This is a genomic window from Pseudomonas arvensis (assembly GCF_056688935.1).
The window spans coordinates 1,052,458-1,072,027 of sequence record NZ_CP162038.1; the positions used below are offsets into that span (position 1 = coordinate 1,052,458).

Here is a 19,570-nt window from a genome sequence, read left to right on the forward strand (position 1 = left end):
ATGAAAGGCGCATCGCTTCGTCATCAGCCCCCACAAGCACCGAGCCGCAAGCCGGTGCCACGGGGTGCCAGCCGAATGGTGGCTAAAGAGCCGATGTCGGCGCGCCTGCCGAAAGCCAACTTTGGTTTCCTCAAGGCGTTGTTCTGGCCGGTGTTGCTGGTGGTGTTGGGCTTCGGCACGTATGAGGGCGCGCAGCGGCTGTTGCCGTATGCCGACCGGCCGATCACCAAGATCAGCGTGCAGGGCGATTTGAGCTACATCAGCCAGCAAGCGGTGCAGCAGCGCATCGGCCCGTACCTGGCCGCGAGCTTCTTCACCATCGACCTGGCCGGTATGCGCGCAGAGCTGGAACAGATGCCGTGGATCGCCCACGCCGAAGTCCGCCGTGTCTGGCCGGACCAGGTGACGATCCGCCTGGAAGAACAACTGCCCGTGGCCCGCTGGGGTGAAGAGGCGCTGTTGAACAACCAGGGGCAGGCGTTCACCCCGCGTGAGTTGGCCAACTACGAGCACCTGCCGCAGTTGTTCGGGCCGCAGCGGGCGCAGCAGCAAGTCATGCAGCAGTACCAGGCCTTGAGCCAGATGCTGCGGCCGATGGGCTTCTCCATTGCACGCCTGGAACTGCGTGAACGGGGTAGCTGGTTTTTGACGACCGGGGCAGGCAGTTCCGGCCCGGGCATCCAGTTGTTGCTGGGACGCGACCGCTTGGTGGAGAAGATGCGCCGCTTCATTGCCATCTACGACAAGACCTTGAAAGAACAGATTACGAACATTGCGAGCGTCGACCTGCGTTACGCCAACGGCCTTGCCGTCGGCTGGCGTGAACCGGCTGCGCCCACGGCAGCGCAACCCGCTGTCGCGAAGAATTAAGAAGAGGCAGGACCCATGGCAAACGTGCAAAGCGGCAAAATGATCGTCGGTCTCGATATCGGCACCTCCAAGGTGGTGGCGCTGGTGGGCGAGGTCGGGGAAGACGGCGTGATCGAGATCGTCGGTATTGGCACGCATCCGTCCCGGGGCCTGAAGAAGGGCGTGGTGGTGAACATCGAGTCCACCGTGCAGTCGATCCAGCGTGCTATCGAAGAAGCGCAGCTGATGGCCGGTTGCCGGATTCACTCGGCGTTCGTCGGCGTGGCCGGCAACCATATCCGCAGCCTGAACTCCCACGGCATCGTGGCGATCCGCGACCGCGAAGTCAGCGCCGCCGACCTTGAGCGCGTCCTTGACGCCGCCCAAGCCGTGGCGATCCCGGCTGACCAGCGCGTGCTGCACACCTTGCCGCAGGATTACGTGATCGATAACCAGGAAGGCGTCCGCGAGCCCCTGGGCATGTCGGGCGTGCGTCTGGAGGCCAAGGTCCACGTGGTGACCTGCGCCGTAAACGCTGCACAGAACATTGAAAAATGCGTGCGCCGCTGCGGTCTGGAAATCGACGACATTATTCTGGAGCAGCTTGCTTCCGCGTATTCGGTACTGACCGACGACGAAAAGGAACTGGGCGTGTGCCTGGTGGACATCGGCGGCGGCACCACTGACATCGCGATCTTCACCGAGGGTGCGATCCGTCACACCGCCGTGATCCCGATTGCGGGCGACCAGGTCACCAACGACATCGCCATGGCGTTGCGTACACCGACCCAGTACGCCGAAGAAATCAAGATCCGCTACGCCTGCGCCCTGGCCAAGCTGGCCGGTGCCGGCGAGACCATCAAGGTGCCGAGCGTGGGCGACCGTCCACCGCGCGAACTGTCGCGCCAGGCCTTGGCTGAAGTGGTCGAGCCGCGCTACGACGAGCTGTTCACCCTGATCCAGGCTGAACTGCGCCGCAGTGGCTACGAAGATTTGATCCCGGCCGGCATCGTGCTGACCGGTGGCACCTCGAAGATGGAAGGCGCGGTCGAACTGGCCGAGGAAATCTTCCACATGCCGGTTCGCCTGGGCGTGCCCCATGGTGTCAAAGGCCTGGGCGACGTAGTGCGCAACCCGATTTATTCCACCGGTGTGGGCTTGCTGTTGTACGGACTGCAAAAGCAGACCGACGGCATTTCCCTGTCGGGCCCGAGCATCCGTGACAGCTATCGCAGTGACGACGAGGCCAAGGCGCCGTTGTTCGAGCGGTTGCAGGCTTGGGTAAAAGGCAATTTCTAAAGATTTACCGCTACACCGCAACACAGAAAGAAGCAGTAGGCGAAAAAACTAGAGATAACGAAAGGAGAGGGAACATGTTCGAACTCGTAGACAACATCCCCGCCAGCCCGGTCATCAAAGTGATCGGTGTCGGCGGTGGCGGCGGCAACGCTGTCAACCATATGGTCAAGAGCAACATTGAAGGCGTTGAATTCATCTGCGCCAACACTGATGCCCAGGCGCTGAAAAGCATCGGCGCGCGGACCATCCTGCAATTGGGCACAGCCGTGACCAAAGGGCTCGGCGCTGGCGCCAACCCGGAAGTCGGCCGTCAAGCCGCCCTGGAAGACCGCGAGCGTATTGCCGAAGTGCTGCAAGGCACCAACATGGTGTTCATCACCACCGGCATGGGCGGCGGTACCGGTACCGGTGCAGCGCCGATCATTGCCGAAGTGGCCAAGGAAATGGGCATTCTGACGGTCGCAGTCGTGACCCGTCCGTTCCCGTTCGAAGGTCGCAAGCGTATGCAGATCGCCGACGAAGGCATCCGTCTGCTGTCTGAAAGCGTCGACTCGTTGATCACCATTCCCAACGAGAAGCTGCTGACCATCCTGGGCAAGGACGCAAGCCTGCTGTCCGCGTTCGCCAAGGCTGACGATGTGCTGGCCGGTGCCGTTCGCGGTATCTCCGACATCATCAAGCGCCCAGGCATGATCAACGTCGACTTTGCCGACGTACGTACTGTCATGAGCGAAATGGGCATGGCGATGATGGGCACTGGCTGCGCCAGCGGTCCGAACCGTGCGCGCGAAGCCACTGAAGCGGCCATCCGCAACCCGCTGCTGGAAGACGTGAACCTGCAAGGTGCACGCGGCATCCTGGTGAACATCACCGCCGGTCCTGACCTGTCCCTGGGTGAGTACTCCGACGTGGGTAGCATCATCGAAGCCTTCGCTTCCGAGCACGCGATGGTCAAAGTCGGTACCGTTATCGATCCAGACATGCGCGACGAACTGCACGTGACTGTGGTTGCTACCGGCCTGGGCGCGAAGATCGAGAAACCTGTCAAGGTCATCGACAACACCGTCCATACCAGCCACGCCAGCCAGTCGGCTGCAGCTCCAGCGCCTGTGCGCCCGGAAATGCCGTCGGTGAACTACCGTGACCTGGACCGTCCGACCGTGATGCGCAACCAGGCTCAGGCCGGTGCTGCGGCGTCCCGTAGCCCGAATCCGCAAGATGACCTGGACTACCTGGACATCCCGGCATTCCTGCGTCGTCAGGCCGATTGATGGAATGTATCAGGGCTATGAAGGTGATTGGTGTTCAGCAAAGGTCTGGTCTGCTATTATCGCCAGCCTTTGTTGATACCAGTTCGCAATTTGCGCTCAAGCGGTCCAAGCCATGATTAAACAACGCACCCTGAAGAATATTATCCGTGCCACAGGTGTAGGTCTGCACTCCGGGGAGAAGGTATACCTGACCCTCAAACCTGCACCTGTCGACACCGGCATCGTGTTTGTTCGTGCCGACCTGGACCCTGTGGTGCAGATTCCTGCTCGCGCGGAAAACGTTGGCGAAACCACGATGTCGACCACACTGGTCAACGGTGACGTCAAAGTGGACACGGTGGAGCACTTGCTCTCGGCCATGGCTGGCCTGGGCATCGATAACGCCTACGTCGAGCTCTCCGCGTCCGAAGTCCCTATCATGGATGGCAGCGCTGGACCCTTCGTATTCCTGATTCAATCTGCCGGCCTGGAAGAACAGGACGCAGCCAAGAAGTTCATACGCATTCTGCGGGAAGTGACAGTAGAAGACGGCGACAAGCGCGCCACCTTCGTCCCGTTCGAAGGCTTTAAAGTGAGCTTTGAGATCGATTTCGATCACCCGGTATTCCGTGACCGCACCCAAAGTGCAAGCGTGGATTTTTCCAGCACTTCGTTCGTAAAAGAAGTCAGCCGCGCCCGTACTTTTGGTTTCATGAGTGACATCGAGTACCTGCGCAAGCACAACCTCGCACTCGGCGGCAGCGTTGAAAACGCCATCGTGGTCGACGCGGATGGTGTACTGAACGAAGACGGCCTTCGCTACGAAGACGAATTCGTGAAGCACAAGATCCTCGATGCAATCGGTGACCTCTACCTGCTGGGCAATAGCCTGATAGGCGAGTTCAAAGGCTTCAAGTCGGGCCACGCCCTTAACAACCAGCTGCTGCGCAAGTTGATTGAGCAGACAGACGCTTGGGAAGTCGTGACCTTCGAAGATGCCAGCACCGCACCGATCTCTTACATGCGTCCCGTTGCGGCGGTGTAAGTAACAACTCTCTTTCTTTAGTTTTTAAAGGCTGCCTTCGGGTGGCCTTTTTTTTATGTGAAAAACCTTCAGAACACTGGAAATCCAAATGTGGGAGTGGACTTGCCCCCCTCCCACATTGGATTTGATTAACAATTAGAAGGTGGTGGCATCCACAATCCGGTTACGCCCACTGTGCTTGGCCTCATACAGCGCCTGGTCCGCACTCAGCAGTAACGCCTCCAGGGACATGCGGCTGCGTTTATCCCAAGTGCTCATGCCAATGCTCACGGTAATCGGCCGTTCGCTCCCCGCCACCCGTGGCAAATGCTCGACACTGCTGCGGATGTGCTCGGCGATCACCCAGGCACCTTTGGCATCGGTATGCGGCAGCACCACCGCAAACTCCTCGCCGCCATATCGCGCCGCCAGGTCGGCAGGGCGACGGATGTTGTTGCCGATCACTTGGGCCACCGTGCGCAGCGCTTCATCACCGCCCTGATGGCCATGGCGATCGTTGAACGCCTTGAAGTGGTCCACGTCGATCATCAGCAGCGTCAGCGACTCTGTTGAACGTTGGGCGCGGTCCCACTCCAGGCGCAGGCGCTCATCGAGGATGCGGCGGTTGGGCAGCCCGGTGAGGGCGTCAGTGGCTGCCAGTTCTGACAGCACCCGCTCTGCGCGGTAGCGGCGCCGCAGTTCACGACGCAGCATCCAGGCCAGCCACAACAGGCCTATACACAGGATGCCGGTGGCGCCGCTGGTCAGTAGCGCCGCGCGTTTCCAAGGGGCGAACACGTCTTGGCTGGACAGGGCCACCACCACGATCAATGGCAGCTCTCCGACGTTGGTAAAGGTGTACAGGCGCTCCTTGCCGCTGATGGCGGAGATCGCCTGGAAGCTGCCACTGCCTTCGAGCAGCATGCGTTTGAAATTCGGCCGCTCGCTCAGGTCCTTATCGATCATGTCGCGTTCGAGCAGCGGCTGCTGGGCCAGCAGAATGCCTTTTTTGTTGATCAGGTTGACGCTGCTGCCGTTGCCGATGGTCAGGGTGCTGAACAACTGGTCGAAATACGCCAGGCGCATGGTCGCCACCGCAACGCCGGCGAACTCTCCGTTGGGCCCTGACACGCGCCGACTGAATGCCATGCGCCAGACCTGGTCGCAATCGCAATGGATCTTGAACGGTCGACTGATGAACAAGCCGGCCTGGGCGTCCTGTGCATGTACCTGGAAATAGTCGCGGTTGGCAAAGTTACGCGGGCTGGGGTGCAAGGTTGAGGAGTCTGCAGTGACTGCGCCCTCCGCGTCCAACAACAGGACCTCGCCCTTGAAAGGCGCCGCCGTGGCCAGGTCAAACTGCACCAGGTGCTGGATATTCACATCCACCAGCGTCAGGTCTTCGCGTTGCTTGGCTGCGATCAAGCCTTTGAGCGCCAGGTCGTACAACTCGACGTTGCGCAGCACATCGGCATTGATCAGTTGGGCAATGTTGGTGGTCGAGCGCTTGGCCGCCTGCAGGGTGCTGGCGTGTTCACGGATCAGCAACGCCGCGACGATAATTACAATCAGGGCGACGGTGAGGCCGCTGCCCAGAATCAAAAACAACTCCGGATGTGCAGGCGAGGTACGAGCAGGGCGTTGACTCATCGGGCAGACTTCAGCGGTGTGAATGCTGGCAGTTTAGTTCTACCCGATGAAAAATAAATGCTGAGTTGGAAAGAAAGATCAGCAGGTCAGAAGACGTTGATGGGGTAGTCGACAATCACCCGGTACTCATCCACATCCCGGTCCACCGCCGAGTAGCCGTTACTGCCGCGGTTGGTCGCCCATTGAAAGCGCATTGCGAGGTCCTTGGCCTTGCCGCCCTGCACCACGTATTTCACGTCGATGTCCCGCTCCCAATGCTTGGCGTCTTTGCCATCGGCGCTGTACCAAGCGCTGTAGCCACGGCTTTGCCGGTCGACCTGGGTCAGGTCGGTCTTGCCGCTGATGTAGGACACGGCCGAGGTCAGGCCGGGCAGGCCCCAGCGTGCGAAGTCATAGGCGTACTTGAGCTTCCACGAGCGCTCGTTGGGGCCGTTGAAGTCCGAGTATTGCTGGGAGTTGTCCAGGTACACGCTGTCGCCCTGGGCGATGTAGTCGAATGGCGTGTTGCCGTTTACACGCTGGTAGGCGGCGGTGACGCTGTGGTTCCCCACGCCCACGGTGAAATGCAGGCTGTAGGTGTTGTTGTCGATATCCCCCAGCAACGACCGGCCGGTGTCCTGGGTGTGGTAGTAGTGCAGGCCCGGGTTGAGGCTGATCAGATCATTGAGCGCGTAGGTGTAGTCCAGGTCGTAGTAGTACTGGTGCCACACGTCCTTGAGTTCGGAGGCGTACAGGTTGCTGGTCAGGCCGGGAATACCGCTGAACGACACACCGGCCCAGTTCATATGCTGGCTGTCGGTGTTGCTCGGCAAAGCGCCGTAGCTGGTGCCGATGCGACGGTGACCGCTCTGGTTGTAGAGCTTGGTGAAACTGGCCTGGCCGCCTTCGAACATCCAGCCGTCGAAGCTGTGGTTGTTCAGGTTCACGCCTCGGAACGTCTGCGGCAGCATGCGGGTCTGGCCGCCCGCGATGACCGGGTTGTTGAGGAACAGGTCACCGGCTTTCAGCTCGGTATCAAAGGCGCGCACCTTCAAGGTGCCACCGGCCGTGGAGAACGATCCGGGCGCTTTGCCGCTGCCGTCAGTGCTGCCGTAGGGGAGAATGCTGGAACCGTCAGTGCCCCCACCGCCGTCGAGCTTGAGGCCGAGCATGGCGTGGGCATCCAGGCCGAAGCCGACGGTGCCTTGGGTGTAGCCGGATTCGAACGTACCGAGGAAGCCCTGGCCCCACTCCTTGCTGTCATCGGTATGAGTGTCGCGTCGGTCGCGGTTCATGTAGTAGTTGCGGGTGTTGATGTTGAGGTGCGAGCCCTCGATGAAACCTTCAGTGGGGGGAGCGTCTGCCGCGTGGGCAAGGGGGACGATAGTTGCTGCAATCGCGAGGAATAACGGGGTCAGCGTCAGCGAGTTCTTCACCGGTAAAGCTCCTTTGGTCAATCGAAAACGGCCAATGTCGTGGGGGTGTGCCTGGCCTTTTTTACGGCAAAAAAAAGCCGCTGATATCAGCGGCTTTAAGACAGATTCCCAGTGTAGAGCCCTGGAAATAAGTCGAGGGAAATTCGGGTAAGCGGGTAGGTGTCTTTGCCGTAGCGCTCGTCGATGCGTCAAATTAACGCAGGCGGGCGGTGTGATACAGAGTGTAACAAGAGAATGACTGTTGCCCAAATCGCAACAGTTTGATGGTGGTGTACATATCCGTTGCTGCGGTAACGGCGGCTTAGGGTTCCGCTCTTACAGCGGGTCACTTTTGGAAGGACCCAAAAGTAACCAAAAGGTCCTCGCCCCACCACTCGGTGCCTCGCCTAGGCTCGGCATGCCCGTAATCCGACATTGATTTGGGGGGCCGCCGCCACGCGCCATCCATGGCGCAGGGCGGCTAAACCGGCATCCCTGCCGGTTTACCCCCCAAATCAATATCGGATTCCGGCCATCGTGGTTGACGGGGCGATCTCAGATCAAAATCAAAATCAAAAGCAGAGCACGGCGGCCTGGTAGCCGACCTGAGTGGTTAGATCAAAAGCGGGTTGCTCTGCTCTGTTGTTGATCTGGCTCTTAGATCCTTGTCGCTGACGAAGTCAGCGGTCTTTTGATCTGCGCTTTTGATTGTGATCTTGATCTTAGGCGCCCCGTTAAACACGCTGGCCGAACGCAGGCTTGAATCCGTGGGTAACCCGGCAGGACGCCGGGTTAGCCGCGCTGGGCCAAGGATGGCCCATCGCGGCGGCCCACGGATTCAAGCCTTCGTTCGGGCACACCGAGCCTAAGCGAGGTGCCGAGTGTTGGGGCATGAGCCCTTTGGTTACTTTGGGGCTTTTCCAAAGTGACCCGCCGTAAGGGCGGAACCAATACCCGCCGTTACCCAAACAACGGATATGTACACAACCTCAGCCTAAACGGGCAGCGTAATCCCAAACGTATTCCCACCCCCCTCACTACGCACAAACACATCCCCCCCGTGCATCAGCGCAATTGCCTTGACGATCGCCAATCCCAACCCATGATTCGCCCCGCTGTTACTGCGCGACGCGTCCACCCGATAAAACCGCTCAAACAACCGCGGCAGATGCTCACTGGCGATCTCATCACCCGGGTTGGTCACCCCAATCGCCACAAACTGCTCCTGCACCTCGATATTCACCTCAATGACCCGCCCCGGCGCCGTGTGCTGCACCGCGTTGCTCAACAGGTTGATCAGCGCCCGGCGCAGGTGGGCTTTTTCGATCTGTACCTGCGCGTCACCGTGCACCTGAACCCGCACCTGGGCGTCTTCGAGAATGAAATCCAGATAGTCGAGGGTGGTGGCCACTTCATCGGCCAGGGAGCTTTCGATCAGCTTGGTAGCCTTGCTGCCCTGGTCGGCGCTGGCGAGGAAGAGCATGTCGTTGATGATCGAACGCAAGCGTTCCAGCTCCTCCAGGTTCGACTCCAGCACTTCCAGATAATGCTCGGCCGAGCGCCCTCGGGTCAGCGCCACTTGGGTCTGCCCAATCAGGTTGGTCAGCGGCGAGCGCAGTTCATGGGCCACGTCGGCATTGAAGGACTCCAGGCGCGAGTAGGCCTGCTCAACCCGGTCGAGGGTGGAGTTGAAGGAATTGACGAATTGCTTGAGTTCCGGCGGCAATGGCGCCAGTTGCAGCCGTCCGGAGAGTTTGGGCGGCGCAAGTTTGCGCGCTTCATCCGAGAGTTTGCCCAGGGGCTTGAGACCAATGCGCGACACCCAGAACCCCAGCAGCGCAGCCAGCACCACGCCCACCAGCGCCAGGCTGATCAGTGCCACCAGCAAGTGATGCTGGGTGGCGCGGAAGTTCTCGGTGTCGATGGCAATCATGAAGCGCAACGGCGGGCGTTGGTCCTTGGCGGGAAACTGGCTCACCAGCACTTTGAACGGATGAGAATGGCCAGGCAGGTGTAAATCGCGCTTGCCGCTGGGGCCCTCGGCGAAGGCGCGGATCTGCGCATCCGGCTCACCGTATTCGTAGCTCGGATCACTGCTGACCACCCAGAAGCGGATGCGCTTGTCTTCCTCACTCAAGAGTTTGAGTTTGGCCCTGATCTTCAGCCAATGGTCCGGCGTCCCGAAGCGGTTGATCGAAGACTCCAGCACGCTGTAGCGCGCATCCAGCTCTGCGCCCGGCAATAAACCGAGACTGCGGTCGACCTGCTGGTACAGCGCTCCGCCGATCAACACAAAGATCAGCAGCGCCACCAGGGTGAACATGCCGCTCAGGCGCAGGGCGATGGAATTAGACGACACTGCGGTTCTCCAGCACGTAACCCATGCCGCGAATGGTGTGCAGCAGTTTGTGGTCGAACGGCCCATCCAGCTTGGCGCGCAGGCGCTTGATCGCGACCTCGACCACGTTGGCGTCGCTGTCGAAATTGATGTCCCAGACCATCTCCGCAATCGCCGTCTTGGACAGGATTTCACCCTGGCGCCGCGCCAGCACGCTGAGCAGCGAGAACTCCTTGGCGGTCAGATCCAGACGCACGCCATTGCGGCTGGCCTTGCGGCTGATCAGGTCGATCCACAGGTCGGCGACGGTGACCTGCACCGGCTCATGGCCGCCGCTACGCCGGGTCAGGGCTTGCAGGCGCGCCACCAGTTCGAGGAATGAAAACGGCTTGCCCAGGTAATCATCGGCGCCTTCGCGCAGCCCGCGAATGCGGTCTTCCACGCGCTCGCGGGCGGTGAGCATGATCACCGGCGTCTGCTTGCGTGCACGCAAGGCGCGCAGCACACCAAAGCCGTCGAGACCGGGCAGCATCACGTCGAGCACGATCACTGCGTAATCGTTCTCCAGCGCCAGGTGCAGTCCCTCGACACCTTCGCGGGCCACGTCGACGGTGTAGCCCTGTTCCGTCAGGCCGCGGTGCAGGTAGTCGGCGGTTTTTTCTTCATCTTCAACAATCAGTACGCGCATGACCCGCCTCAATATGTGGTCGCCAGCTCGGCAGCTGGTTTGGGCCGGTGGAAAAATCGCTCAAGGTACAAGTATATGACCGGCGTGGTGAACAGCGTCAGCGCCTGGCTCACCAGCAGGCCGCCGACCACGGCGATCCCCAGCGGCTGGCGCATTTCTGCGCCGGGGCCGCTGCCGAGCATCAGCGGCACTGCGCCGAGCAGGGCGGCGAGGGTGGTCATGATGATCGGGCGGAACCGCGTCACGCAGGCTTCGTAGATTGCTTCTTGCGGCGGCAAGCCACGCACGCGCTGGGCTTCCAGGGCGAAGTCGATCATCAGGATGCCGTTTTTCTTCACAATGCCGATCAGCAGCACCAGGCCGATCAGGGCCATGATCGAAAAGTCCTGGCCCATCAACCACAGCATGATCAACGCGCCCAAACCGGCCGAAGGCAAGGTGGAAATAATCGTCAGCGGGTGCACGAAGCTCTCATACAGCACCCCCAGAATGATGTAGACCGCCACCAGCGCCGCAAGGATCAGCCACGGCTGGCTGGCCAACGAGCTCTGGAACGCCTGGGCCGCGCCCTGGAAATTGCCGATGAGGGTCGCCGGCATGCCGATTTCATTCTTGGCCTGGTTGAGCATGATCACCGCATCACCCAGTGCCACGCCGGGCGCCAGGTTGAACGACAGGTTGGCGGCCGGGAACATGCCGTCATGGCTGATGGACAACGGCCCCACGGTGGGTGGGTCAACCTTGGCCAGCGCCGACAGCGGCACCATCTCGTTGGTCAGCGGTGAGCGCAGGTAGAAGTAGTTCAGGCTCTCGGCCTTGCCGCGTTGTTGGCTGTCCAGCTCCAGTACCACCTGGTACTGGTTGATCTCGGTCTGGAACTCGTTGATCTGGCGCTGGCCGAAGGCGTCATACAGCGCCTGGTCGACATCGGTGGCGGTCAGGCCAAAGCGCGCGGCGGCCTGACGGTCGATGCTGATGTGGGTAATGCTGCCGCCCAGTTGCAGGTCGTTGGACAGGTCGCGGAACGCCGGGTTGGCGCGCAGTTTTTCGGTGAGGCGCTGGGTCCAGGTGTTGAGCGTCGGGCCGTCGTTGCTCTTGAGCACGTATTGGTACTGGGCACGGCTGGGGCCGGAGCTGAGGTTGATGTCCTGGCCGGCGCGCAGGTACAGCACGATGCCCGGCACCTTGGCCAGTTTCGGGCGGATGCGGTCGATGAACTGGCTGGCGGAGACATCACGATCACCCCGATCCTTCAGTGCAATCCAGAAGCGGCCGTTGGCGATGGTCTGGTTGCTGCCCGTCACGCCCACCGAATGGGAAAACGCCAGTACCGCCGGGTCATCCTTGACGATCTCGGCCAGGGCCTTGTGCTTGGCGACCATGTCCGGGTACGACACATCGGCTGCGGCTTCGCTGGTGCCGAGCACAAAGCCGGTGTCCTGCACCGGAAAGAATCCCTTGGGAATAAACACGTAACCGACAACCGCCAGGGCCAGGGTCACCACGAAAATTGCCGCCATGGTGCGTTGATGGGCCAGTGCGCGGCGCAGGTTGCGCGCGTAGCCGGCGAGCAGGCGTTCGCTGAAACCGGGTTTGCCGTGGGCAGGGTGGGTCGGGGCGCGCATGAACAGCGCGGCCAGGGTTGGCGCGAGGGTCAAGGACACCACCACTGAAATCAGGATGGTCGAGGTCGCCGTCAGGGCGAACTCCTTGAACAGCCGTCCGACTACGCCGCCCATGAACAGCAGCGGAATAAACGCCGCCACCAGCGAGAAGCTGATGGACACCACCGTAAAGCCAATCTCGCCCGCGCCCTTGATCGCCGCTGCGCGTTTGTCGAGGCCTGCTTCCAGATGGCGGTGGATGTTCTCCACCACCACGATGGCGTCGTCCACCACAAAGCCCACGCTGATCACAATCGCCACCAAGGTCAGGTTGTTCAGGCTGAACCCCATCAGGTACATCAGCGCAAAACTGGCGACCAGCGACACACCCAGCACGCTGGACACGATCAGCGTCGCCGAGAGTTGGCGCAGGAACAGCGCCATCACTGCTACCACCAGCAGGATCGCGATCAGCAGCGTCACTTCCACTTCATGCAGCGAGGCACGGATGGTCTTGGTGCGGTCGGTCAGCACACTGACCTGCACCGACGCCGGCAGCATGCCTTGCAGGCGCGGCAGTTCGGCCTGGATGCGGTCCACGGTCTCGACGATGTTCGCGCCGGGCTGGCGCGAGATCACCAGGTTCACGCCGGGCGTATCCCCGGACCACGCTTGCACGTAGGCGTTTTCCGAACCGTTGATGACTTTGGCGATATCGCGCAGTTGAACCGGTGCACCATCCTTGTAGGACACGATCAGTTGGGCGTAATCCTCCGGGTGGAACAACTGGTCGTTGGTCGACAGAGTCGACACGCTGTTCTCCCCGTAGATCGCGCCCTTGGCCAGGTTGAGGCTCGATTGCTGGATCGCCAGGCGCACATCGGCCAAGGTCAGGCCGATGGCGGCGAGTTTGTCGGGCGAGGCCTGCACGCGGATCGCCGGGCGTTGCTGGCCGGTGATGTTGATCTGGCCGACGCCGTCGATCTGGCTGATCTGCCGCGCCAGCAGGGTTTCCACGTAGTCGCTCAGCTCGGTACTGGGCATGCTGGCGGAGCTGACGCTGAGGATCAGCACCGGGCTGTCCGCCGGGTTGACCTTCTTCCAGGTCGGCAGGCTCGGCATATCGCTGGGCAGCTTGCCCGACGCCGTGTTGATCGCCGCCTGCACTTCCTGGGCGGCAGTGTCGATGCTCTTGTCGAGGGTGAATTGCAGGGTCAGCAGGCTTGAGCCCAAGGCACTGCTGGAGGTCATCTGGGTCATGCCGGGGATGGCGCTGAATTGCACTTCCAGCGGCGTAGCCACCGATGAGGCCATGGTGTCCGGGCTGGCGCCGGGCAATTGCGCGGTGACCTGGATCGTCGGAAATTCCGCCTCCGGCAGTGGGGCGATGGCCAGGCGCGGGAAGGCAATCATCCCGAGCAGCACCAGGGCGAAGGTCAGCAACAGCGTGGCGACCGGGTGGTCGACGCACCAGGCCGACGGCGAACGGCTACCGGTCATGGCTGCACCTTGGCATCGACGGTCTGGATCACCTGCGGCGGCTCCTTGAGCACGTCCACCTGGGCACCGGCCTTGAGCCGCGACTGGCCATCGCTGACCAGCACATCACCGGCCTGCACACCCTTGATGATGTTCACGTCGCTGTTTTGGTAAGTGACCTGCACCGGTACCACCTCAACCTTGTCGCCGTTGAGCCGGTACACGAAGTGCGAGTCCAGGCCGCGTTGCACTACGGTCGGCGGCACCACCAGCGCGTTTTTGTCGAGGGCGACCTGGATCTTGATGGTCACCAATTGCCCCGGCCACAGGCGCTGGGAAGCGTTGTTGAACTCGGCCTTGGCGCGCAGGGTGCCGGTGGTGGAGCTGATCTGGTTGTCGATCAGGCTCAAATGGCCTTCACCGAGCAAGTCACCGGTCTGGCCGTCGGTGTCGGCGCCCAGGTAGGCGTCGACGCTGGCCGGGGTGGTTGCAGCGATCAAGCCTTGCAGGGTCGGCAGCATCTGTTGCGGTAGCGAGAACTCAACGGCAATCGGGTCGATCTGGGTCACGGAGAACAAGCCCTGCGTATCGCTGGTGCGCAGGAAATTGCCTGCGTCCACATTACGAATACCCACGCGGCCACTGACGGGAGAGCGGATCTGGGTGTAGGAAAGCTGTACCTGGGCCGAATCGATGGCGGCCTGGTTGCCTTGGACGGTGGCTTTGAGTTGGTTGACCAAGGCTTGTTGCTGGTCATAGGTCTGCTTGGACACGCCGTCGTCGACGCTCAATTCCTTGTAGCGCTTGAGGTTGACCAAGGCCACCTGCAATTGCGCCTGGCTCTCGCCCAGTTGCGCCTTGGCCTGGTCGAGGCTGGCGCGGATCGAGCGGTCATCGATGGTCGCCAGCAGGTCGCCGGCCTTGACCCGTTGGCCTTCCTTGACCAGCAATTGGGTGAGAATGCCGTCGACTTGCGGACGAATCACCACGCTGTGCAGCGATAACACCGTGCCGATGCCGCTGACAAATCGCGGGATATCCTGTTGCGCCACGCTCACCACCCGGACCGGGATTGCGCTCGGTACTGCCAGCTTGGCCTTGGCCGGCCGGGTCAGCGCCCAGGCTGCAATCGCCGCGACCACGACGACACCCACAATCAGGGCGGTTTTTCGTTGAATCTGCATGGGTGAGGCGCCGGGGGCAAAGGATGGGGAGAGTGAGCGGTCTTTATAGCCCTTTAACCCGGTCAGCACGGTGACTGCTAACTGACAGCGCTGTCAGCAAACTCCGACCATTCGTACAGGCGGTGGTTAAAGATCTGAGGCGCGCAGGTATACTGCGCGCCACTGTGGCCCGCAAGCCGGCCCCGCATCATTTTTTGCACGCTCCGGAGCTTCCATGACTTCCCCGACACAACCCTCTGTTGAAGCGACCGACATCGTCGATCCGGCCAGCGCCGAAAGCGTTGAAAAAGCCGAGATCCCGGCGTTCAAGTTTCCGTTCAAGCCGGGTGAGCTGGCCGGGGCCAAGAATGTCGCCCAGCCTTGGTACAAAAACGGCGCCAAGAATGGCCACACCAAGTCACCGGGCATGGCACCACCGGGCACTCGTCGTTCGATGGGTAAACGCTGAGATTAACCCGTTGCACGTCGTGTCGACTGTTGCCTACAGCCTCCGCTGATATTTCTGATTGCAGGTCTACAGCCCTTTCTTGAAAGCTTGCACCGCCTTTGCTCTGTCCCCGTGATTCAAGGGGGAACAGGGCGGCGCTGGTCTTTCCGGAAAAGGACGTTTCCCGTGGCCCTGATACACATCTGTGTCATGTTTGCCCTGTTGCTTTCGGCTGATGCGCTCGCGGCCGCTGATCAACCGCGTCGCGAAATTCGTTTTGGGGTTGCTGCGCAATTCCCACCCTTCCAGAGCCGCAACCCGCAAGGGCAGTTGGTAGGCTTGAACATCGAGCTGGGCAATGCCCTGTGCGTGCAGTTGAATGCACGTTGCGTCTGGGTCGATCAGGTGCTTGTCGAAGACTTTCCCGCCCTCGAAGCCAGAAAATTCGACGCAATCATGGGGATGGCACCTACGCTGGAGCGGCGGCGTTCGGTCAGCTTCACCGATCACCTCTACCCCTTTACCACACGCCTGGTGGGCCGCAGCACATCCGGCCTGCTGCCCCAAGTAAAGTCGCTCAAGGGCAAGCGGATCGGCGTATTGCTGGGGAGCAACCGTGAAGCCTTTGCCCGGACGAAGTGGGCGCGCCGGGGCGTCATCATCAAGAGCTTCTGGCTCAATGACGATCTGGTGCGCAGTCTGGTGGCCGGCGAAATCGACGCAACCTTGCAAGGCACCGTAGAAATCCGTGAAGCCTTGCTCGACACCGACGAAGGCCGGGATTTTGACTTCCTCGGCCCACCCATTTCGGCGCCGCTGCTCGGCGATGGTGTAGCGATTGCGGTGCGTAAGCCCGACACCGCATTGCGCCAGGAGCTTAACTGCGCCCTCGAACAGTTGAAGCAGAGTGGTGAGTACCAGCGGATCATTCAATCCTACCGACTGGACGCTGCTCCCGCTGCGTCATGATGGCCAATAAGGCCTACGCAGCCCGCAACGAGATAAACGCATAATTGGCCGGCACCTGCGTGGCAATCTGCGCCCCTGCATCGAGTATCTGCTCGGCGATGTCCAGCCCGGATACATGAAACACCCATTCATTGGCCACGCGCGGCTGCTCAACCGCCAACTCGATCGCCTGGGCAAATGCGCCCATGTCCGGCAAGTACGCGGTAAACCCATCACCCTTGAGCGCCGTGGTGCGAATGCCCAGCAAGGCGCACACCGCTTCCTTGGTCTGCACATCGTCGCGGTCGGCCTGGCGCGAACGCTGGATCAGTATCGCGAGTTCCGGGTCCACCAGTCCGCCGCCGACGATCAGCGCGGGGCCCTGCTCCCATGATTCCGGCGGGCAATCCTTGGCGGCAGGGTTGAGCGGGATATGCGGGTTGATCTCCATCGGGTAGATGCGGCACACCAATGGGCGACGCTCATAGATGCGGCACAGGTTGTCTTCGTCAAGATTCCGGCAGCGTCCGGCGTTATAGGCGGCAAAGGTAATGGCCACAAACGCTTCGGTGCTGCCGCTGGGCACCACCACCGAACGGCGCTCGGCATGCTCGCGTTGCAGTGGGGGCAGGCCCAGTCCGTTACCGAGGAATCCCTCTACCAGAACAATGACGTTACCGCCGTCCGCCGCCCACATACGGGCTTCGGCAAGGGTCAGGGGGACGTGATGGTCGCTGCAGCATTTACCGCAACCAACGCAGGAAAAATGAGTGTTCATGGCGGATCTGTTACCAGGCTAGGTCAGAGGGCACGCAATCACGGTGACGGGTTTTTACCTCTTTGCACCGGTATGGCAGTCTGGAAGCAAGTTATGCGCCAGCGCCTGTCAGTCCTCTGCGACGACATCCCGCAGTACAAACACCATGCCTGCGCTTTCATACAGATGCCGGGCGCGCAGGTTGCTCTCCAGCACCTTGAGGTCCACATAGGGTTCGCCGCGTTGCTTGAACACCTGGAAAGTGTGCAGCAACAACGCGCGGCCCAGCCCCTGGCCTTGGGCGCACGGATGTATGGAGAGGTTCTTGATAAAGGCGCTGGTCCAGCACTGGGCCACGCCGAGAATACCGTCGGCGTTGCTGGCGACCAGGCACAGCGAGGGGTCGAATTCGGCATCAGTGACGAACTGTTGTCGCCATTCATCCAGGCTGGCGACACGGCCGCCGCCCTGCTCCTGGGTCATGCTCAGTACGGCGTGAATCGCCGGCGCCAGATCGGCACGGTAGTGGTCCAGCACGGTCCCTGCCGGCCATTGTGGCGCGGGCAGGCCGCCGGTGAGGTCGCGGCGCAGCAGTTGGTAATACGCCGCCATCGATTACAGGCCCTGTTGCGCCACGGTTTGCGCGGCCACCACCAGGCATTTGGTCAGCTCAGGGGAGGAGAACTTGGTCAGTACCGCATTGGCACCGGCCAGGCGCGCCTTTTCACTGTTCATCGCGCTATCCAGGGACGTGTGCAGCAATATGTACAGGTGCTGGAAGTCCGGCGTTTCACGCAGCGTGCGGGTGAGGGCGTAACCGTCCATTTCGGACATCTCGATATCCGAAACCACCACATTGATCTGCGCGGCAGTGCCTTGCAGCTCCAGCAGTACATCGATGGCTTCCTTGGCACTGCGCGCCGTGTGGCAGGTCAGGCCGAGGTTGCGCAGGGTATGCACGGACTGCTGCAGGGCGACCTGGCTGTCATCCACCACCAGGATTCGCGCATTGCCGAGCACTTCAGCTTCTTCCATGGTCAGGTCGGTCGGCGCCGCTTCAATCGGTGCCGGCGCGATGCCGTGGATGACTTTTTCGATATCCAGCACCTGCACCAGGCCGCCTTCCACCTGAGTCACCCCAGTGATGAATGCACGGTTGCCGCCGGAGCCGTAGGGCGGTGGGCGGATGTCAGTCGTCAGGCAGTGCACGATCTTGCTCACGGCCTGCACATGCAGGCCCTGTTTGGAGCGGCTCACGTCGGTGACGATCAGGCAGCCGCCGTCTGGATCTTCCAGAGGGCGTTCACCCAAGGCGCGGCTGAGGTCGATCACCGACAGCGAGGCACCGCGCAGGGTGGCGATGCCTTTGACGTTAGGGTGCGACTCCGGCAGCTTGGTCAGCGGCGGGCAAGGAATGATTTCGCTGACTTTCAGCAGGTTGATGGCCATCAGCTTGCCGCTGCGCAAGGTAAAGAGCAGAAGCGAGAGGGAGTCTGCGCGGGCTTTGGTGGTGGACATAAAAACCTTCTGTGGATCAGGGATGACGATCTTCTATGGAAGGTTATCGACGTGAACACAGAAAACTGTAGGCGCCTTGCTTGTTGTTGCTCGCGCTGGAGTGCGCAGCGCTCCCAGGCTTTTGGGGCCGCTTCGCAGCCGAGCGGGAGCAAGCTCCCTCGCCACCGTTCGTGCCTACTGTCTTAGCCCTTCCACACCTGTGGGTTCACCAGATCCTGTGGGCGCTGGCCCAGCAGCGCGCTGCGCAGGTTGTCCAGGGCCCGGTTGGCCATGGCTTCGCGGGTCTCGTGGGTCGCCGAGCCGATGTGCGGCAGGGTCACCGCATTGCTCAGCTGGAACAACGGGGATTGCGCCAGTGGCTCTTGCTCGTACACATCCAGCCCGGCGCCCCGAATGGTCTGGTTCTGCAAGGCCTGGATCAGCGCCGGCTCGTCCACCACCGGGCCACGGGAGATGTTGATCAGGATCGCGCTGGATTTCATCAGCCCCAGCTCGCGGGTGCTGATCAGGTGACGGGTCTTGTCGCTGAGCGGCACCACCAGGCAGACGAAATCCGCCTCGGCCAGCAACTGGTCCAGGCTGCGCCACTGTGCGCCCAGCGCTTGTTCAAGTTCAAGCTTGCGGCTGTTGCCGCTATACAGGATCGGCATGTTGAAGCCCAGGCGCCCGCGACGAGCCACGGCCGCGCCGATATTGCCCATGCCGACGATGCCCAGGGTCTTGCCGTGCACATCGCAGCCAAACAAGGGGGCGCCAACGCTGGCTTTCCACTGGCCGGCCTTGGTCCAGGCGTCCAGTTCGGCTACCCGGCGTGCGCTGCTCATCAGCAGGGCGAAGGCCAGGTCGGCGGTACTTTCGGTGAGCACGTCGGGGGTGTTGGTCAGCATGATCCCGCGCTCGTTGAAGTACGGCACGTCGTAGTTGTCGTAGCCCACCGACACGCTGGACACCACCTCCAGCTTGCTCGCGCCTTCGAGCTGCGCACGGCCCAGCTTGCGACCCACGCCAATCAGGCCGTGGGCGTGGGGCAGGGCTTCGTTGAATTGCGCATTGATGTCACCCAGCTTGGGGTTGGGCGCGATCACCTCGAAATCCTGTTGCAGGCGTTCGATCATTGGCGGGGTGACGCGGCTGAAGGCGAGGACAGTCTTTTTCATGGCA

At 61.4% G+C, this 19,570-nt stretch carries 16 protein-coding genes; 6 read left to right on the top strand and 10 right to left on the bottom strand.

All coding sequences use genetic code 11. From position 1 onward, the window contains the following. The 4 genes from AB3G88_RS04775 (at window position 1) to lpxC (ending at window position 4,443) form a co-directional block, all read left to right on the top strand. Complete coding sequence (locus AB3G88_RS04775) at window positions 1-870, top strand: cell division protein FtsQ/DivIB (RefSeq protein WP_099584916.1); 870 nt, start codon at window positions 1-3, stop codon at window positions 868-870. A gap of 15 nt (window positions 871-885) precedes the next feature. Next, the gene (gene ftsA / locus AB3G88_RS04780; protein WP_017738691.1) at window positions 886-2,148 is read left to right on the top strand and encodes a cell division protein FtsA; all 1,263 of its coding nucleotides are present in this window, start codon (window positions 886-888) and stop codon (window positions 2,146-2,148) included. 74 nt (window positions 2,149-2,222) lie between these two features. Beyond that, the gene (gene ftsZ, locus AB3G88_RS04785; protein WP_099584917.1) at window positions 2,223-3,419 is read left to right on the top strand and encodes a cell division protein FtsZ; all 1,197 of its coding nucleotides are present in this window, start codon (window positions 2,223-2,225) and stop codon (window positions 3,417-3,419) included. Window positions 3,420-3,531: 112 nt separating this feature from the next. Continuing rightward, on the top strand, window positions 3,532-4,443 hold the full coding sequence (lpxC, locus tag AB3G88_RS04790; RefSeq protein WP_003171886.1) for a UDP-3-O-acyl-N-acetylglucosamine deacetylase: 912 nt from the start codon (window positions 3,532-3,534) through the stop codon (window positions 4,441-4,443). A 135-nt stretch (window positions 4,444-4,578) separates the two neighbouring features. Here lpxC and AB3G88_RS04795 read toward each other — a convergent pair whose 3' ends face one another. The 6 genes from AB3G88_RS04795 to AB3G88_RS04820 all read right to left on the bottom strand — a co-directional run bounded on the left by AB3G88_RS04795 (window position 4,579) and on the right by AB3G88_RS04820 (window position 14,759). Further along, window positions 4,579-6,072, bottom strand: a complete 1,494-nt coding sequence (locus tag AB3G88_RS04795; protein WP_400528539.1) for a sensor domain-containing diguanylate cyclase — start codon at window positions 6,070-6,072, stop codon at window positions 4,579-4,581. A gap of 86 nt (window positions 6,073-6,158) precedes the next feature. Beyond that, window positions 6,159-7,487, bottom strand: a complete 1,329-nt coding sequence (locus AB3G88_RS04800) for an OprD family porin (RefSeq protein WP_480453411.1) — start codon at window positions 7,485-7,487, stop codon at window positions 6,159-6,161. A 973-nt stretch (window positions 7,488-8,460) separates the two neighbouring features. Beyond that, window positions 8,461-9,825, bottom strand: coding sequence for a heavy metal sensor histidine kinase (locus AB3G88_RS04805; protein WP_480453412.1), 1,365 nt, complete (start codon window positions 9,823-9,825; stop codon window positions 8,461-8,463). Then, complete coding sequence (locus tag AB3G88_RS04810; protein ID WP_099584921.1) at window positions 9,815-10,492, bottom strand: heavy metal response regulator transcription factor; 678 nt, start codon at window positions 10,490-10,492, stop codon at window positions 9,815-9,817. The genes AB3G88_RS04805 and AB3G88_RS04810 overlap by 11 nt, the downstream gene beginning before the upstream one ends. 8 nt (window positions 10,493-10,500) lie before the next feature. After that, window positions 10,501-13,596, bottom strand: a complete 3,096-nt coding sequence (locus AB3G88_RS04815) for a multidrug efflux RND transporter permease subunit (RefSeq protein WP_158877632.1) — start codon at window positions 13,594-13,596, stop codon at window positions 10,501-10,503. Then, window positions 13,593-14,759: an efflux RND transporter periplasmic adaptor subunit gene (locus AB3G88_RS04820; RefSeq protein ID WP_158877634.1), complete on the bottom strand. Its 1,167-nt coding sequence runs from the start codon at window positions 14,757-14,759 to the stop codon at window positions 13,593-13,595. The genes AB3G88_RS04815 and AB3G88_RS04820 overlap by 4 nt, the downstream gene beginning before the upstream one ends. A 214-nt stretch (window positions 14,760-14,973) precedes the next feature. Between AB3G88_RS04820 and AB3G88_RS04825 the strand changes: the two genes are divergently transcribed. Then, on the top strand, window positions 14,974-15,207 hold the full coding sequence (locus tag AB3G88_RS04825; protein ID WP_400528548.1) for a hypothetical protein: 234 nt from the start codon (window positions 14,974-14,976) through the stop codon (window positions 15,205-15,207). 165 nt (window positions 15,208-15,372) lie between these two features. Continuing rightward, window positions 15,373-16,155 carry a transporter substrate-binding domain-containing protein gene (locus AB3G88_RS04830; RefSeq protein ID WP_158877636.1) on the top strand — a complete coding sequence of 261 codons (783 nt, stop codon included), beginning with the start codon at window positions 15,373-15,375 and terminating at the stop codon, window positions 16,153-16,155. 13 nt (window positions 16,156-16,168) lie between these two features. Here AB3G88_RS04830 and AB3G88_RS04835 read toward each other — a convergent pair whose 3' ends face one another. The 4 genes from AB3G88_RS04835 to AB3G88_RS04850 all read right to left on the bottom strand — a co-directional run bounded on the left by AB3G88_RS04835 (window position 16,169) and on the right by AB3G88_RS04850 (window position 19,566). Continuing rightward, window positions 16,169-16,912, bottom strand: coding sequence for a YkgJ family cysteine cluster protein (locus AB3G88_RS04835; RefSeq protein ID WP_480453413.1), 744 nt, complete (start codon window positions 16,910-16,912; stop codon window positions 16,169-16,171). 108 nt (window positions 16,913-17,020) lie between these two features. Continuing rightward, window positions 17,021-17,503 carry a GNAT family N-acetyltransferase gene (locus AB3G88_RS04840; protein WP_112193540.1) on the bottom strand — a complete coding sequence of 161 codons (483 nt, stop codon included), beginning with the start codon at window positions 17,501-17,503 and terminating at the stop codon, window positions 17,021-17,023. Window positions 17,504-17,506: 3 nt separating this feature from the next. Then, entirely contained in the window at window positions 17,507-18,409 is a 903-nt protein-coding gene (locus tag AB3G88_RS04845; RefSeq protein ID WP_099584928.1) for a chemotaxis protein CheV, read from the bottom strand. A gap of 182 nt (window positions 18,410-18,591) precedes the next feature. After that, window positions 18,592-19,566 (bottom strand): 2-hydroxyacid dehydrogenase, encoded by a 975-nt coding sequence (locus AB3G88_RS04850; RefSeq protein ID WP_112193542.1) that lies wholly within the window; start codon window positions 19,564-19,566, stop codon window positions 18,592-18,594. Window positions 19,567-19,570: the final 4 nt, after the last annotated feature.